General features: G+C 65.8%; 15 protein-coding genes. 2 read left to right on the top strand and 13 right to left on the bottom strand.

Features of this window, described 5'->3' with window-relative positions; all coding sequences use genetic code 11:
* Positions 1–11: 11 nt before the first annotated feature.
* Both DFR52_RS06220 and DFR52_RS06215 read left to right on the top strand, forming a co-directional pair.
* The gene (locus DFR52_RS06220) at positions 12–1,667 is read left to right on the top strand and encodes a GMC family oxidoreductase (RefSeq protein ID WP_110031162.1); all 1,656 of its coding nucleotides are present in this window, start codon (positions 12–14) and stop codon (positions 1,665–1,667) included.
* Positions 1,668–1,676: 9 nt separating this feature from the next.
* On the top strand, positions 1,677–1,994 hold the full coding sequence (locus DFR52_RS06215) for a Dabb family protein (protein WP_110030976.1): 318 nt from the start codon (positions 1,677–1,679) through the stop codon (positions 1,992–1,994).
* A 546-nt stretch (positions 1,995–2,540) separates the two neighbouring features.
* Here DFR52_RS06215 and arcC read toward each other — a convergent pair.
* From arcC to atpD, 13 genes are all read right to left on the bottom strand, one after another.
* Complete coding sequence (arcC, locus tag DFR52_RS06210; protein WP_110030975.1) at positions 2,541–3,467, bottom strand: carbamate kinase; 927 nt, start codon at positions 3,465–3,467, stop codon at positions 2,541–2,543.
* Between the two features lies 1 nt (position 3,468).
* Positions 3,469–4,470 carry an ornithine carbamoyltransferase gene (locus DFR52_RS06205; RefSeq protein WP_110030974.1) on the bottom strand — a complete coding sequence of 334 codons (1,002 nt, stop codon included), beginning with the start codon at positions 4,468–4,470 and terminating at the stop codon, positions 3,469–3,471.
* A gap of 18 nt (positions 4,471–4,488) precedes the next feature.
* Positions 4,489–5,721 (bottom strand): arginine deiminase, encoded by a 1,233-nt coding sequence (locus DFR52_RS06200; RefSeq protein WP_110030973.1) that lies wholly within the window; start codon positions 5,719–5,721, stop codon positions 4,489–4,491.
* Between the two features lie 23 nt (positions 5,722–5,744).
* A complete protein-coding gene (arcD, locus tag DFR52_RS06195; protein ID WP_110030972.1) occupies positions 5,745–7,211 on the bottom strand; it encodes an arginine-ornithine antiporter in 1,467 nt (488 codons plus the stop codon).
* A 262-nt stretch (positions 7,212–7,473) separates the two neighbouring features.
* Positions 7,474–8,322: a F0F1 ATP synthase subunit gamma gene (locus DFR52_RS06190; RefSeq protein WP_110030971.1), complete on the bottom strand. Its 849-nt coding sequence runs from the start codon at positions 8,320–8,322 to the stop codon at positions 7,474–7,476.
* Positions 8,319–9,854 (bottom strand): F0F1 ATP synthase subunit alpha, encoded by a 1,536-nt coding sequence (locus DFR52_RS06185; RefSeq protein WP_110030970.1) that lies wholly within the window; start codon positions 9,852–9,854, stop codon positions 8,319–8,321. Before DFR52_RS06185 ends, DFR52_RS06190 begins: the two co-directional genes overlap by 4 nt.
* Positions 9,844–10,581: a F0F1 ATP synthase subunit B gene (locus DFR52_RS06180; RefSeq protein WP_110030969.1), complete on the bottom strand. Its 738-nt coding sequence runs from the start codon at positions 10,579–10,581 to the stop codon at positions 9,844–9,846. Before DFR52_RS06180 ends, DFR52_RS06185 begins: the two co-directional genes overlap by 11 nt.
* A 4-nt stretch (positions 10,582–10,585) precedes the next feature.
* On the bottom strand, positions 10,586–10,831 hold the full coding sequence (locus DFR52_RS06175; RefSeq protein WP_110030968.1) for a F0F1 ATP synthase subunit C: 246 nt from the start codon (positions 10,829–10,831) through the stop codon (positions 10,586–10,588).
* Between the two features lie 2 nt (positions 10,832–10,833).
* Complete coding sequence (locus tag DFR52_RS06170; protein ID WP_110031161.1) at positions 10,834–11,541, bottom strand: F0F1 ATP synthase subunit A; 708 nt, start codon at positions 11,539–11,541, stop codon at positions 10,834–10,836.
* Positions 11,541–11,834 carry an N-ATPase subunit AtpR gene (locus DFR52_RS06165; RefSeq protein ID WP_158284872.1) on the bottom strand — a complete coding sequence of 98 codons (294 nt, stop codon included), beginning with the start codon at positions 11,832–11,834 and terminating at the stop codon, positions 11,541–11,543. The genes DFR52_RS06170 and DFR52_RS06165 overlap by 1 nt, the downstream gene beginning before the upstream one ends.
* The gene (locus DFR52_RS06160) at positions 11,831–12,124 is read right to left on the bottom strand and encodes an AtpZ/AtpI family protein (protein WP_110030966.1); all 294 of its coding nucleotides are present in this window, start codon (positions 12,122–12,124) and stop codon (positions 11,831–11,833) included. The genes DFR52_RS06165 and DFR52_RS06160 overlap by 4 nt, the downstream gene beginning before the upstream one ends.
* Positions 12,121–12,534: a F0F1 ATP synthase subunit epsilon gene (locus DFR52_RS06155; protein ID WP_110030965.1), complete on the bottom strand. Its 414-nt coding sequence runs from the start codon at positions 12,532–12,534 to the stop codon at positions 12,121–12,123. Before DFR52_RS06155 ends, DFR52_RS06160 begins: the two co-directional genes overlap by 4 nt.
* Complete coding sequence (atpD, locus tag DFR52_RS06150) at positions 12,531–14,024, bottom strand: F0F1 ATP synthase subunit beta (RefSeq protein WP_110030964.1); 1,494 nt, start codon at positions 14,022–14,024, stop codon at positions 12,531–12,533. Before atpD ends, DFR52_RS06155 begins: the two co-directional genes overlap by 4 nt.
* Positions 14,025–14,145 lie beyond the last annotated feature (121 nt).

The raw sequence follows: 14,145 nt of genomic DNA, 5'->3' as shown, positions 1-14,145 counted from the left end.
TATCCATGACGATGGACTACGACTACATCATCACCGGCGGCGGGCCGGCCGGTTGCGTGCTGGCCAACCGGCTCTCCGAAGACCCCGACGTGCGGGTGCTGCTGCTGGAAGCCGGCGGGCGCGACTGGAATCCGCTGTTCCACATGCCGGCGGGCTTCGCCAAGATGACCAAGGGCGTCGGCAGCTGGGGCTGGGAGACGGTGCCGCAGAAACACATGAAGGGCCGGGTGCTGCGCTACACCCAGGCCAAGGTGATCGGTGGCGGGTCGTCCATCAACGCCCAGCTCTACACCCGCGGCAATGCGGCGGACTACGACCTCTGGGCGCGCGAGGACGGCTGCGAGGGCTGGGACTACCGCTCGGTGCTGCCCTATTTCAAGCGAGCCGAGGACAACCAGCGCTTTGCCGACGACTACCATGCCTATGGCGGCCCGCTCGGCGTCTCGATGCCGGTCTCGGCGCTGCCGATCTGCGACGCCTATATCCGCGCCGGCCAGGAACTCGGCATTCCCTACAACCACGATTTCAACGGCAGACAGCAGGCGGGCGTCGGCTTCTACCAATTGACCCAGCGCAACCGTCGCCGCTCCTCGGCCTCGCTCGGCTATCTCTCGCCGATCCGCGACCGCAAGAATCTCACCGTGAAGACCGGGGCGCGGGTGAGCCGCGTCCTGCTTTCGGGCAACCGAGCGACCGGCGTCGAGGTCGTCACCTCGCGCGGTGCCGAGAGCATTCGCGCGACACGCGAAGTGCTGGTCACCTCCGGCGCCATCGGCTCGCCGAAACTGTTGATGCAGTCGGGCATCGGACCGGCCGATCACCTGCGGGCAGCCGGGGTGGTGGTGAAGCACGATCTGGCTGGCGTCGGCTCCAACCTGCAGGACCATCTCGACCTGTTCGTCATCTGCGAATGCACCGGCGACCACACCTACGACAACGTGGCGAAACTGCACCGGACGCTGTGGGCGGGGCTCGAATATGTGCTGTTCCGTTCGGGGCCGGTGGCGTCGTCGCTGTTCGAGACCGGCGGCTTCTGGTACGCCGATCCCGACGCGCGCTCACCCGACATCCAGTTCCATCTCGGTCTCGGCTCCGGCATCGAGGCCGGCGTGGCGCGGCTCAGGAACGCCGGCGTGACGCTCAATTCCGCCTATCTGCATCCGCGCTCGCGCGGCACGGTGCGGCTCGCCTCCGCCGATCCCGCCGCAGCCCCGCTGATCGACCCGAACTACTGGTCCGATCCGCATGACCGCAGGATGTCGATCGAGGGGCTGAAGCTGGCGCGCGAGATCATGCAGCAGGCGGCACTCAAGCCCTACGTGATGGCGGAGCGTCTGCCGGGCCCGTCTGTGATGAGCGACGACGAGCTGTTCGACTATGGCTGCGCCAATGCCAAGACCGACCACCACCCGGTCGGCACCTGCAGGATGGGGACCGGGCCGGACGCCGTGGTCGGGCTCGATCTCAAGGTGCACGGGCTCGAGGGCTTGCGGGTCTGCGACAGCTCGGTGATGCCTAGGGTGCCATCCTGCAACACCAACGCGCCGACCATCATGGTGGGCGAGAAGGCCGCCGACATGATCCGCGGCCTGCCGCCGCTGCCGTCGGCGATCTTCACCCACGAGCGCAACGACACCCGGCCGCGCAGCCGCTCGACCGTTTCCTAGGAGATTCCGATGATCCGCCACTGTGTCTTCATCCGCTTCAAGCCGGACATCGACCGTGCCACGCGCGACGGCTTGTTCGCCGAGATCGCCGATCTCAGGCAGGCGCTGCCTGGGATCGCCGCGGTGCATGTCGGCGCCAACATCAGCCCCGAAACAGGCATGGACAAGGGCTATGCCGACGGCTTCATCGTCGACTTCGATACGGCCGAGGCGCGCGACGCCTATCTCGCCGATCCCGGGCACCAGGCGACCGGCGCCAGGCTGGTGGCCGCGGCTGTCGGCGGAGTTGAGGGCATTCTGGTTTATGATCTCGATCTGGATGGGTGATCCAGCAAGGCACCGACCCCGGGGAGCCGGGCGCGCCTTCGCAAGAAAAAGCCGCGCCTCGAAAGGCGCGGCAGGTCACTGAACAGACAGCTGCGGTGCCGGGGGTACGGCTGGCTGCCCTGAGGAGGAGACGGGAGCCGGCTAGGCCGACCATCACCACCCGCGCCAGGCGGGCGCCTGGCTCAGTTCAAGCGCCATGATGCTTGCGGATTGCCCATGGCGGTATTCGATTGCCAAGCGGGGCGGGGCAATCGATGCGAGAACAATATGGCGCGCCTCAGCCATGCCTATGCGATCCGTGCATTCCGCGACGTTCACACGGAACCGAAGGCTTTCTCTTCGTAAACCTGCATTCCAATGACTGCCATAACTTCAGTTTAAAAGTATTCTAGCCGTCAACCATGTGCGGATGAGGCGCTAATTCAAACACAGAATTCCAATCTGCATTGATGAACAGCATACCACATATTTTTATCAGGTATAACAAAAAACCACTAAAATCTTATGGGTCGCGCAGAGCCGAGAATGCAGTTTCGGTTCAACTGCTTAGGTATCCTGGCGGCCCGGCGGACGAATCCGCGTGCCCGCCCTGGACTCGATGATGGCGCGCGCATCCTGCAACCGGCCGATGCCGGCAAGCCGGCCGCCGCCAAGGACAAAGCTCGATGCCGCAGCCACCTTCGGCCCCATGGAACCTTCGGCGAAATCCATCGCGTCGAGTTCAGCCGGGGTGATCTCGTCAATCGCCGCCTGTTCCGGCGTGCCCCAGGCACGATAGACCGAGGCCACGTCTGTCAGCATCAGCAGCGCGTCGGCGCCGAGCGCCTCGGCAAGCAGGGCGGAGGTGCGGTCCTTGTCGATGACCGCCTCGATGCCTTGCATGCTGGCGTCGGCCCGGCGGACAACGGGGATGCCGCCGCCGCCGGCGCAGATGACGGTGATGCCGCTGTCGACCAGCAGGCGGATCGACTTGAGACCGAGAATGCGCATGGGAGCGGGCGAGGGAACGACCCGGCGGAAGCCCGACTGGCCTTCGGCGACCAGCGTCCAGGGATGGGTCTCGCGAAGCTTATCGGCCTGCTCCTCGGTGTAGACCGGGCCGATCGGCTTGGTCGGACGCTTGAATGCCGGGTCATCTGCGTCAACCTCGACCCGGGTGAGCAGCGTGGCGCATTCGGCGCCGGCGGGGAGCGCGTTGATCAGTTCCTGCTCGATCAGATAGCCGATCATGCCCTCGCTCTCGGCGCCGAGCACGTCGAGCGGCCATGGCGTGTCGGGGGCGTAGGCCGCCCCCTGCAGCGCCAGCAGTCCCACCTGCGGGCCGTTGCCATGGGCGATGACGATCTGGTGGTCCTTCGCCAGTTCAGCCAGAGCGATGGCGGCGACAGCGACATTGGCGCGCTGTGCCGCATCCGTCATCGGTTCACCGCGCTTGAGCAGTGCATTGCCACCCAGGGCCACGACGATGCGCATCTCAGGCGCCCAGCGTGGCGACGAGCACCGCCTTGATGGAGTGCATGCGGTTTTCGGCTTGGTCGAAGACGATCGAGGCGGGGCTTTCGAACACCTCCTCGGTGACTTCCATGGCGCTGATCCCGAACTTCGCCTCAATGTCCTTGCCGACGCTCGTCTCCGTGTTGTGGAAGGCGGGCAGGCAATGCATGAAGCGGGTGCGCGGGTTGCCGGTCTTCGCCATCAATGCTGCGTTGACCTGGTAGGGCATCAGGAGCTTTATGCGCTCGGCCCATTTTTCCTCGGGCTCGCCCATCGACACCCAGACATCAGTGTAGATGAAATCGACGTCCCGGACGGCGTCATCGATGTCGTCGGTGATCATCATCCGAGCGCCGGTCTCGTCGGCAATCGCCTGCGCCTCGTCGCGGATCGCCTGGGTCGGCCAGCATTCCCTGGGCGCGCAGAGGCGCACATCCATGCCCATCTTGACGCCGCCGATGAGCAGGCTGTCGCCCATGTTGTTGGCCGCATCGCCGATGAAGCAATAGGCCACCTTGTGCAGCGGCTTTTCGACATGCTCCTGCATGGTAAGGAAATCGGCGAGGATCTGGGTCGGGTGGAACTCGTTGGTGAGCCCGTTATAGACCGGAACGCCGGAATATCTCGCGAGCTCGTCGACGATCTCCTGGCCGAAGCCGCGATATTCGATGGCGTCATAGATGCGGCCCAGCACGCGGGCGGTGTCCTTGACCGATTCCTTGTGGCCGATGTGGCTGCCGGTGGGGCCGAGATAAGTGACGCGGGCGCCCTGGTCGTAGGCTGCGACCTCGAAGCCGACCCGGGTGCGGGTCGAGTCCTTTTCGAAGATCAGCGCAATGTCCTTGCCGGTGAGGCGGGGCTGTTCGGTGCCTGCATATTTGGCCGTCTTGAGGTCGCCCGCGAGCTTGACCAGGAAGGCGATCTCGCGCGGGGTGTAATCGCGCAGCGTTAGCAGGCTGCGGTTCTTCAGATTGAAAGCCATGACTGTCGTCCTTTGAAATCAGATTGCGTCGCGGATGGTGGGGCAGCTCATGCAATGGCCGCCGCCGCGTCCGCGGCCGAGTTCCGCGCCGGGCACAGCCAGCACTTCGATGCCGACAGCCTTGAGCGCCGCGTTGGTGTCATCGTTGCGGTCGTAGCCGACCACCAGGCCGGGGCGCAGCGTCAGCACATTGTTGCCGTCGTTCCACTGTTCGCGGGCGCGCTCTTCCTCGGTGTTGCCGCCGGTGGGCACGATCTGCAGCTTCTTGTAGCCGAGCACTTCGGCGACGATGTCGAAGATCGGCCGCGGGTCGTGGCGGAAGCTCAATGGCGCGCCGCCTTCTCCGGGGCGGATGTCGTAGCAGATGAGCTCGTCGGCCACTTCCTTGAAGGTGGTCACGACATCGCCGCCGCAGAGCGTGAACACGGTGTCGAGATGCATGGCGGCACGGGATTTGGGAATCCGGAACGCCAGCACCCGATCAACGACGCCCTTGGCAAACAGCGCCTCGGAGAGCTGGCCGATGGCCTGCGGCGAGGAGCGTTCGCCCATGCCGACGAGCACGGTGCGGTTGCCCACCGGCATGATGTCGCCGCCTTCCAGTGTAGCCAGACCATGCTCCTTCGTCGGGTCACCCCAGTGGATGTTGGTCTTGCCGGCGAATTTCGGGTGGAACTTGTAGATCGCGGTGTTGAGCAGCGTCTCCGGGCGGCGCGCCGGCCAGTACATCGGGTTGACCACGACGCCGTCATAGATCCAGGCGGAATTGTCGCGGGTAAACAGCGCGTTGGGCAGCGGCGGCAGGATGAAGCCGTGATGGCCGAGATAGGAGCCGAACAGGCCGGCGGGCTTGAACGGAAGGTCGTCCTCGGCCAGGCCGCCGAGCAGGAATTCGGCGAGTTCGGATCCCGGCAATTCGTCCATCCAGGCGCGCAGCTCCTCCATCATGCCGACGCCGACCTGGTCGGGGTTGATGCGGTGGTCGAGCACGAAGGCGCGGCCTTCCTCGGTTTCCAGCGTTTCGGCCAGCAGATCGTTGACGTCGAGCACCTCGACGCCTTCGCCGCGCATGAGCGAAGCGAAGACATCGTGGTCCTTCTGCGCCTGCTTGACCCAGAAGACGTCGTCAAACAGCATCTCCTGGCAGTTGGAGGGCGTGAGGCGGCGATGGGCGAGGCCGGGGCGGCAGACGATGACCTGCCGCAGTTTGCCGGTCTCGGAATGGGCGCCGAGTTTTGCTTCCGTGTTCATTTTGGTTTCCAGAGTTCCAGAGGTCAAAGGGCGCTGATCGAGCCGGTCCACATCATGTAGCCGGCGAGGGCTGCGGCGATGAGGATGCCGAGGCCCACCAGGGCTTCGACACCGGAGAAGGCCTTCTCGCCGCGGGCGTTGCGGGCCCACCAGTAGACGGGAACGCCGACCGCGTAGAGGATGGCGCACATCAGCAGGTAGTTCGGGCCTGCCGCGTAGATCAGCCAGGCGCCGTAGAGCGTGGCCAATGCGCCGGTGAACATGTCGCGGTTGCGGCCTTCGCCGGCGGCATAGCCCTCGCCGCTCAGTGCCAGCTTGACGGCATAGGCGCCCGAGAGAACGTAGGGAACCAGGATGGCGGTCGAGGCGATGTAGAAGAGCGCCAGATAGGTGGAGTTGGCGTAGAGGGTGACGATCAGGAACAATTGCACGAGGATGTTGGTGATCCACAGCGCGCCGGCGGGCGAGCCATTGTTGTTTTCGGTGGCAAAGACGCTTGGCAGCATGCCTTCGCGGGCGGCGCGGTAGGGAATTTCGGCTGCAAACAGCGTCCAGCTCAGGAACGCGCCGGCGACCGAGATGACAAGGCCGATGCGGACCAGCACAGAACCCCAGGGGCCGACGGCCTTTTCAAGCACATTGGCCATGGAGGCTGCCGCGGGCAGGCCCGCGAGTTCCGGCTGGCTCATGATGCCGAAGGACAGCAGCGAGACGCAGAGATAGACGCCGAGCGCGATGACGAAGCCGATGATGGTGGCCTTGCCGATGTCGGAGCGCTTGGCGGCGCGGCCGGAGACGACACTCGCGCCCTCGATGCCGATGAAGACCCAGAGCGTGACCAGCATGGTGCTCTTGACCTGGGTCATGATGGAGCCGAGATCCGGCGTCGCCGTGCCCCAGAGGTCGATGGTGAAGGTGGGAAGGTTGAAGGCGATGAAGACCAGCACCGCAAACAGCGCGATCGGCACCAGCTTGGCTGCGGTGGTGACCACGTTGATGATGGCGGCCTGGCGAACGCCCATCAGGCAGAGCGCGTGGGTGATCCAGAGCACGATCGATGCGCCGATGATGGCCTGCACCGTGTTGCCCTCGGCGCCGAAGGCCGGGTAGAAATAGGACATGGCGCCGAAAATCAGCACCACATAGGAAACGTTGCCGAGCCAGGCGCTGAGCCAGTAGCCCCAGGCGCTGTTGAAGCCGATGAAATCGCCGAAGCCGGCCCGCGCATAGGCATAGGGTCCGGCGTCAAGTGTTGGCTTGCGGGTGGACAGGCCCTGATAGACGAAAGCCAGCGCCAGCATGCCGACGCCGGTGATCAGCCAGCCGATGATGACGGCGCCGGGCGAGGCGCCCTTGGCCATGTTCTGCGGCAGGCTGAAGACGCCGCCGCCGATCATCGAGCCTACGACGAGCGCCACAAGCGGCACGAGGCCGAGCTTGCCGGCGATGGACTTGGTGGCCGTGGATGGGATTGTATCCGCAACACTCATGGTCGCATTCCTTCGTTTGAAGAATTCATTGGCGGCTTGCCATGCAAATCCGCAGAGCGATGCGCATCCAGAGATGCAGCAAGGACCTTTCGGTGAACCTGTTTCAGGTCTGCGCCAATCCTAGCCGAGGAGGCGTGCGGTCCGTTTGATACAAGTCAAAATTGCGGAATTTTGTTTGATGCAAAACCATTGGGTCGCGCGGGATCCATGTGCGCAAAAGTGGGGACACGCGCAGGGCTGACGAATGAGGTCCGGTCCGGTGTCAGCGCTTGCGGCGGGAGCGGCCTGCCATCTCGCCGGTGGCAAGCTCGATGATCTCCGCAGTGATTGCTTCCTGGCGGACGCGGCGCTCCAGCGCCTGGTTTTCACTGAGCTCGCGTTCGATCTGGCTGCGGGCAGCGGCCATCGCCGCCATCCGGGCCTCGTTTTCCGCCGCATAGGCATGCAGCGCGATGTTGCAGATCCGGGCATGGAAATAGTCGTCGGCGAGCGCCGCGATCAGGTCGCGCGCAGGCAGGTTCATCAGCGGGGCGGTGCCCGGGTCGGCATTTGTCACCGGCAGGTCGACCGGGAACAATTGCAGGCGCTTGACCGTGGCCGCGCCCGAGATCCAGTCGGTGTAGACAGCGTCAAGCCGGCCGATGCGGCCGCTGCCGATGAGCTTGCGGACCTCGTGCAGGATGCGATCGGCAAATTTCGGGATGCCGGGGGAATGCGACGGCATGCCGGCGCTCCAGGAAGGCGTGATGCCGCGCGCGGCGGCGATGGTCTTGCCCCTGGTGCCGACAAGCAGCACTTCGGCGGAAGCCGTGTCGCTCTCGATGCTGTCGAGAACCCGCTCGCTGAAGGCGCCGGCAAAGCCCTGTTCTGCTGTGAAGACCAGCAGCGCCAAACCCGTGGGCGCCTGGGCCTCGGGTGCCGGGTCGGGCGCCAGTGCCAGCACCCTGCCGACGGCGGCGGCGATGGAGGCGGCATAGCTGTCGACGGCGCCGATCTGCTCGCGGGCGACGCGGGCGCGGACGGCGGCCATGCCGGTCATGGCGTTGACGACCGCGTCCAGCTGCTTGATGCCGTCGATCCGCGCGGTGACATCGGCCAGCCGTTCGGTCATGGTGCAGCCTTTGCAGGCTTCGCGGGTGGCGCCAGTGACAGGGCCAGGCCCTTGATGGCAGCCATCAGCATGTCCTTCTGGGCGTCATCCATGGTGGCAGATATGGCGATGGCGTCGACGGCAGGTTTGGCGTCGGTGTCGAGCGCCTGCGGCAGTTTTTCGCGGAAACCCGCAACGGCCTCGGGGGAAATCGTGTCGAGCAGCCCCGATTGAACGGCGAGCACCAGCGCCACCTCATCGACAAGCCGCATCGGCACATGCTGACCCTGCCTGAGGATGGCGCGAATGCGGGTGCCGCGGGTCAGTTGCTGGCGCACCCGGTCGTCGGGCATGCCGCCGAAGCGGGTGAACATCTCCATTTCCAGGAACTGGGCATAATCGAGCCGCAGCGACTTGGCGGCGTCGCGCAGGATCGGCGCCTGGGTCTTGCCGCCGACGCGGCTGACGGATAGCCCGACATCGACCGCCGGCTTCTGGCCCTCGTGGAAGAGTTTCGAATCGAGCACGATCTGGCCGTCGGTGATCGAGATCAGGTTGGTGGGGATATAGGCCGACAGATTGCCGGCGTCGGTCTCGGCGATCGGCAGCGCGGTGAGCGAGCCGCCGCCATGGGCCTTCGACATCTTGGCGGCGCGTTCGAGCAGCCGCGCGTGGATGTAGAAGACATCGCCGGGATAGGCTTCGCGTCCGGGCGACTGGCGGGTCAGAAGCGCGATCTCGCGATGGGTGGCGGCATGCTTGGACAGATCGTCGATGACCACCAGCACATGCTGGCCCTTGTCGCGAAAGTATTCGGCCATGGTGAAGCCGGCATAGGGGGCGATCCATTGCAGGCCGGGGGAGCTCGCCGAGCCCGCCACCATGACGATGCAGCGGTCGAAGGCGGCGCCGGCTTGAAGCGCATCGATGGCGCGGCGGACGCTCGAGGTCTTCTGGCCGACGGCGATGTAGATGCAGATGATGTCGGAGTGCTTCTGGCTGATGATGGCGTCGACCGCGAGGGTTGTCTTGCCGGTCGAATGGTCGCCGATGATCAGCTCGCGCTGGCCGCGTCCGAGCGCGAACAGCGCATCGACCACCAAGAGGCCGGTCTGCACCGGTTCGGTCACCAGGTCGCGATCGATGATCGAGGGCGCGGCGCGCTCGATAGGCATCATCTCCGAGTTTTCGACCGGTCCCTTGCCATCGAGGGGACGGCCGAGCGGATCGACGACGCGGCCAAGCAGCGCCTCGCCGACGGGAACGCGGACCACGTCGCCGGTGCCGCGCACCGTGTCGCCGGCCTCTATGTCGGTGTCGGCGTCGAGCAGCACGCAGCCGATCTCGTCGGCGTCAAGCACCTGGGCAAAACCGAACTGGCCCTTTTCGAAGCGCAGCAGCTCGTCGAGCCGGACATTGCGCAGGCCGGAGATCATGGCGACGCCGTCGCTGATTTCCTCGACCCGGCCGGTCTGCTCCGACACCGGTCCGAGATCGCTCGACCCGACCTGCTTTCTGGCCTTGTCGAGCCAGGCTGTGCTGTCATCCGCCATGGTGGAGGTCTTCCCTGATGCGGGCGAGATCGGCCTGCCAGCTGTTGCGGAGGGTAAAGTGCGCACCGCGCAGCTCGAGGCCGGCGATCAGCGCCGCGTCGGTATCGAAGCTCAGGGCCGGCTTGCCGCCGAGGGCCTCGGCGACCGCCGCGTTGGCCCGGGTCTTCTGCGCCGCAGTGAGCGCCTCGGCACTGACCAGCCTGAGGCCCTTGCCATCGGCGAGCGCCGCAGTCTTCTCGTCGTCCGGCATCGCCTTGATGGCGTCCGTCAGCCAGCTTAGAAAGGCTGCCGAGATCTCCGGGCCCTTGAGCCTGCCGGCGAGCTTTTCGGCAATGTCGACGGCGAGGCTCGCAGCCTGATCCGCCATCTGCTTTTCGGCCGCGACCTTGTCGGCGGCGAGCCGGGCTTCGGCGGCCTTGCGCAACTTGTCGGCCTTGGCGCGCGCGTCGTTCATGGCCGCTTCGCCGGCCGCATCGGCTGCGTCGCGGGCATCGGCAAGTATCTTTTCGCGCTCGGCGGCGAAGCCTGCGCGCGTCTGCTCGATCTCGGCAAGGGCTGCCGCGGCCTTGTCCTGAGATGATTTGGCGTCGGCCAGCATGGCTTGCGCCGCATCCTTGCGTGTGGCGATCATGGCTGCGACAGGACGCCAGAAGAAGCGCTGCAGCAGCCAGACGAGGATCAGGACGTTGACGGCCTGGAGGCCGAGGGTCCACCAATCAAGTTTCATCGGTTCAAGCCAGCAAGGGGTTTGCGAACAGCAGCAGCAGCGCGATCACCAGGCAATAGATCGCCGTGGTCTCGATCATGGCGAGGCCGACGAAGAGGGTGCGCGAGATGGTGTTGGCGGCCTCCGGCTGGCGGGCGATGGCATCCATCGCGGCGGCGACGGCGCGGCCTTCGGCGAGCGCCGGGCCGAGCGCGCCGAAGGAGACGGCGAAGGCGGCGCAGATGATGGAGGCGAGGGGGAGATAGTCCATGGTCATGTCCTTTGGTCGGGAGTGTCGGCGGTCGGTTCGCCCTTGGCCGGCTTGCCGTCCTCGACAGTGGCGGCGATGAAGACGATGGCGAGAATGGCGAAGATGTAGGCCTGCACCAGGCCGGTGAGCAGTTCGAGCGCCATCAGCGGGATCGGCACGAAGAGGCCCGCGAGCGAGGCGACGATGGCGATGACGAAGCCGCCGCTCATGACATTGCCGAACAGGCGGACGAACATCGAGAAGGTGCGGGTGATGCTTTCGAGAATGTTGAGCGGGATCATCACCGGGTTGGGGGCGGCAAACGAGCGCAGATAGCCGGCGAGCCCGAGGCCGCGCGTGCCGAACCAGATCACCGACAGGAACACCAGCACGGCGAGGCCGGCGTCGGTCTCGAGCTGCGCCGTCGGCGCCTCGACGCCCGGGATCAGCGATGACCAGTTGGCAATCAGGATATAGATGAACAGCGTGCCGATGAAGGCTCGGAACGGTTCGGGCGAGGCGCCGGTGGTGGCGCGGATCTGGCCGTCGACGGTATCGACCAGCAGCTCCAGCGCGGCCTGCCGGGCCGAGGGCCTCAGCGACAACCGTCGCGACATCAGCCATGCCCCGAGCACCAGCACGGCCATGATGACCCAGGTCACGAGCACGGCGTCCGTCACCGGCACCGGGCCGATCATGAACAGCGGCGTGGATTGCAGCGGGGAGCTCATCATGACGTGCGCGCCTCGCGCCGCATCACCAGCTGGCGGCCGGCGAAAAGGCCTGCTGCCATCAGCAGCAGCGGCACTGCTCCGGCGAAGCTTGCCAGCGCCAGGCCGGCACCGGCGAGCCCGAAGCGACCCAAGATAAAGAGCACCGCCCTGAGCGTCGAGCTGCCGCCGACCAGCAGGTCGACGCTGACGCGGAGCATGTGAAAATAGAAGCCGCCGAGCGAGACGCCGAGCGCCAGCCAGGCGATCCAGCTCAGAAGGACGGGAATGGTCGGGAGGCCAAGATGGGTCATGCGCTGTCGATCCATTTGCGGGCAAACCAGCCGCCGAGCACGAGGCCGACCATCAGCAGTGCCGCGCTCCAGAACAGGCCGGAGGAAAAATGCCGGTCGAGCCAGCGGCCGGCATACAGGCCGCCGAGCATCGGGGCGACGATGATCCAGCCGAGCACGCCGATCTGCGCCAGGCGGCGGCCGATCGACATGTCGCCCTCGCGCAGCCAGGTCTCGCGGCGCTCCCTGCGCAGCCGCACCTCGCGGACGAGCGGATCCTTGTCTTCGGGGCCGGAATTCTCGCCGCTCATGACATCATGCCATGGCCATGGCGGGGATGCAGGCGGCTGACGAGGTTGCGCACCGCGTTGAGCTGCAGCCGCGTCGATTCGACATGCTCGCTGCGCTCCTCCTCGATTTCGTCGCGGAAGCGCGCGAGCACCGTCTGGTCCAGTGTCGCGAGATCGTCGCCGGTCACCGCTTCCCGCGTCGCCACCGCGATGGCCTGGCCGCCGGTCACCGTGAGCACCCCGCCGCGCACGGCGCAGAAGCGCTGGCTGCCCGAAGCGTCGCTCCAGCTGACCACGGAAATCGCCAGCGACGTGAGAAATTCGGCATGGCCCGGCAGCACGCCGAAGCTGCCGCTGAGGTCCTCGGCCTTCAAGCTCTTGATCTCCTCGTCGACGACGATGGAAAGCGGCGTGACGATCTTCAGTCTCATGGGCTGGCCCCGCCGTCCGCCGCCGCCTTTTCCTTGGCGCGGGCGTCATCAAACTTGCCGATCATGTAGAGCGAGCTTTCGGCCCAGTCGTCGGCTTCGCCATCGAGAATGGCGCGGCAGCCGGCCAGCGTGTCGGCGCGCGCGACGCTGACGCCCGGCGTGCCGGTGAAGGCCTCGGTGACCTGGAAGGGCTGGCTGAGAAATCGCTGCAGGCGACGGGCGCGCTTGACGATGTTGCGGTCGGCGACACCCAGTTCCTCCACTCCCAGCAGCGAGATGATGTCCTGAAGATCTTTGAAGCGGGCGAGCGTCTCGCGCACTTCCTCGGCGATGTCGTAGTGCTCCTGGCCGATGACCAGCGGATCAAGCAGCATCGAGGACGAGGCCAGCGGATCGATGGCCGGATAGAAGCCCTCCGAGGCGAGTTGCCGGGAAAGCACGATGACGCAGTCCATGTGACTGGAAATGGTGGTCACCGCCGGATCGGTGAAATCATCGGCGGGCACGTAGACGGCCTGGATCGAGGTGACCGCGGCGCCTGCGACCGAGGCGATGCGCTCCTCGAGCTGCGCCACTTCGGTGGCCAGCGTCGGCTGGTAGCCGACCCGCGATGGCAGCCGTCCGAGCAGGCTCGAGACCTCGCTGCCGGCCTGGACGAAGCGGAACACATTGTCCATCAGCAACAGCACGTTCTGGTGCTTCTGGTCGCGGAAATATTCAGAGATGGTGAGCGCGGTCAAAGGCGCGCGCCAGCGGGCGCCGGGAGGCTCGTTCATCTGGCCGTAGACCAGCACGGTGCGTTTGAGCACAACGGAGGATTTCATCTCGGTGAGCAAATCGTGGCCTTCGCGGGAGCGCTCGCCGATACCGGCAAACACCGAGATGCCCTGATATTTCTCGACCATTGCGTTGATGAGTTCCATCACCAGCACCGTCTTGCCGACGCCGGCGCCGCCGAACATCGCCGCCTTGCCACCCTGGGCCAGCGGTGTCAGCAGGTCGATCACCTTGATGCCGGTCTCGAACACCTCGGTAGCGGAATTCTGCGTCTTCAGTGTTGGCGGCAGGGCGTGGATCGAGCGGCGCGGCACGTCATCGGGGAGGGCAGGCCCCAGATCACGGACATTGCCGGTCACATCGAGCAGCCGGCCGAGCACGGCCTCGCCGACGGGGACCGCCAACGGGCCACCCGTGGATCGCACCGCCACGCCGCGGGAGAGCCCGGCAGTGGCCTGGAAGGCGACGGCGCGCAGCGTGGTGAGGTCGAGATGGCTGTGGACTTCGAGCAGCAGCGGTTCGGGGCGGTCCCATTCGACGACGAGAGCGGTGTTGATCGGCGGCAATTCGGCGTCATCAAAGCGGACATCGACCACGGCGCCGCGCACCGCGTTGACCCGGCCCCGGGCGCGAGCGGCGTCTGGCACAGGTCCAACTGTCTTGGCGGCTTCCGTTACCGCGGCGGCATCACCGGATTTTGAGGCTGTTGTCATGCCACCTTATCCCCCAGGGCAGCGCGCAACGCATTGATCCGGATCAAAATAGCAAACCATCAGATGACACCGGACCGGAAAACGCGCCGCCTCAATTCAATGGGGCGGCGCGTGGGGCGCT

The organism is Hoeflea marina (genome assembly GCF_003182275.1).
GTDB classification, from domain to species: Bacteria; Pseudomonadota; Alphaproteobacteria; order Rhizobiales; family Rhizobiaceae; genus Hoeflea; species Hoeflea marina.
The sequence above is the reverse complement of the archived record's forward strand: the minus strand, read 5'-3'. Positions and strand labels throughout refer to the sequence as shown.

Excerpts from the sequence above, each read along its gene's own strand:
- DFR52_RS06220 (WP_110031162.1), top strand. The coding sequence starts at position 12 with ATGGACTACGACTACATCATCACCGGCGGCGGGCCGGCCGGTTGCGTG.
- DFR52_RS06215 (WP_110030976.1), top strand. The coding sequence starts at position 1,677 with ATGATCCGCCACTGTGTCTTCATCCGCTTCAAGCCGGACATCGACCGT.
- arcC (WP_110030975.1), bottom strand. The coding sequence starts at position 3,467 with ATGCGCATCGTCGTGGCCCTGGGTGGCAATGCACTGCTCAAGCGCGGT.
- DFR52_RS06205 (WP_110030974.1), bottom strand. The coding sequence starts at position 4,470 with ATGGCTTTCAATCTGAAGAACCGCAGCCTGCTAACGCTGCGCGATTAC.
- DFR52_RS06200 (WP_110030973.1), bottom strand. The coding sequence starts at position 5,721 with ATGAACACGGAAGCAAAACTCGGCGCCCATTCCGAGACCGGCAAACTG.
- arcD (WP_110030972.1), bottom strand. The coding sequence starts at position 7,211 with ATGAGTGTTGCGGATACAATCCCATCCACGGCCACCAAGTCCATCGCC.
- DFR52_RS06190 (WP_110030971.1), bottom strand. The coding sequence starts at position 8,322 with ATGACCGAACGGCTGGCCGATGTCACCGCGCGGATCGACGGCATCAAG.
- DFR52_RS06185 (WP_110030970.1), bottom strand. The coding sequence starts at position 9,854 with ATGGCGGATGACAGCACAGCCTGGCTCGACAAGGCCAGAAAGCAGGTC.
- DFR52_RS06180 (WP_110030969.1), bottom strand. The coding sequence starts at position 10,581 with ATGAAACTTGATTGGTGGACCCTCGGCCTCCAGGCCGTCAACGTCCTG.
- DFR52_RS06175 (WP_110030968.1), bottom strand. The coding sequence starts at position 10,831 with ATGGACTATCTCCCCCTCGCCTCCATCATCTGCGCCGCCTTCGCCGTC.
- DFR52_RS06170 (WP_110031161.1), bottom strand. The coding sequence starts at position 11,541 with ATGAGCTCCCCGCTGCAATCCACGCCGCTGTTCATGATCGGCCCGGTG.
- DFR52_RS06165 (WP_158284872.1), bottom strand. The coding sequence starts at position 11,834 with ATGACCCATCTTGGCCTCCCGACCATTCCCGTCCTTCTGAGCTGGATC.
- DFR52_RS06160 (WP_110030966.1), bottom strand. The coding sequence starts at position 12,124 with ATGAGCGGCGAGAATTCCGGCCCCGAAGACAAGGATCCGCTCGTCCGC.
- DFR52_RS06155 (WP_110030965.1), bottom strand. The coding sequence starts at position 12,534 with ATGAGACTGAAGATCGTCACGCCGCTTTCCATCGTCGTCGACGAGGAG.
- atpD (WP_110030964.1), bottom strand. The coding sequence starts at position 14,024 with ATGACAACAGCCTCAAAATCCGGTGATGCCGCCGCGGTAACGGAAGCC.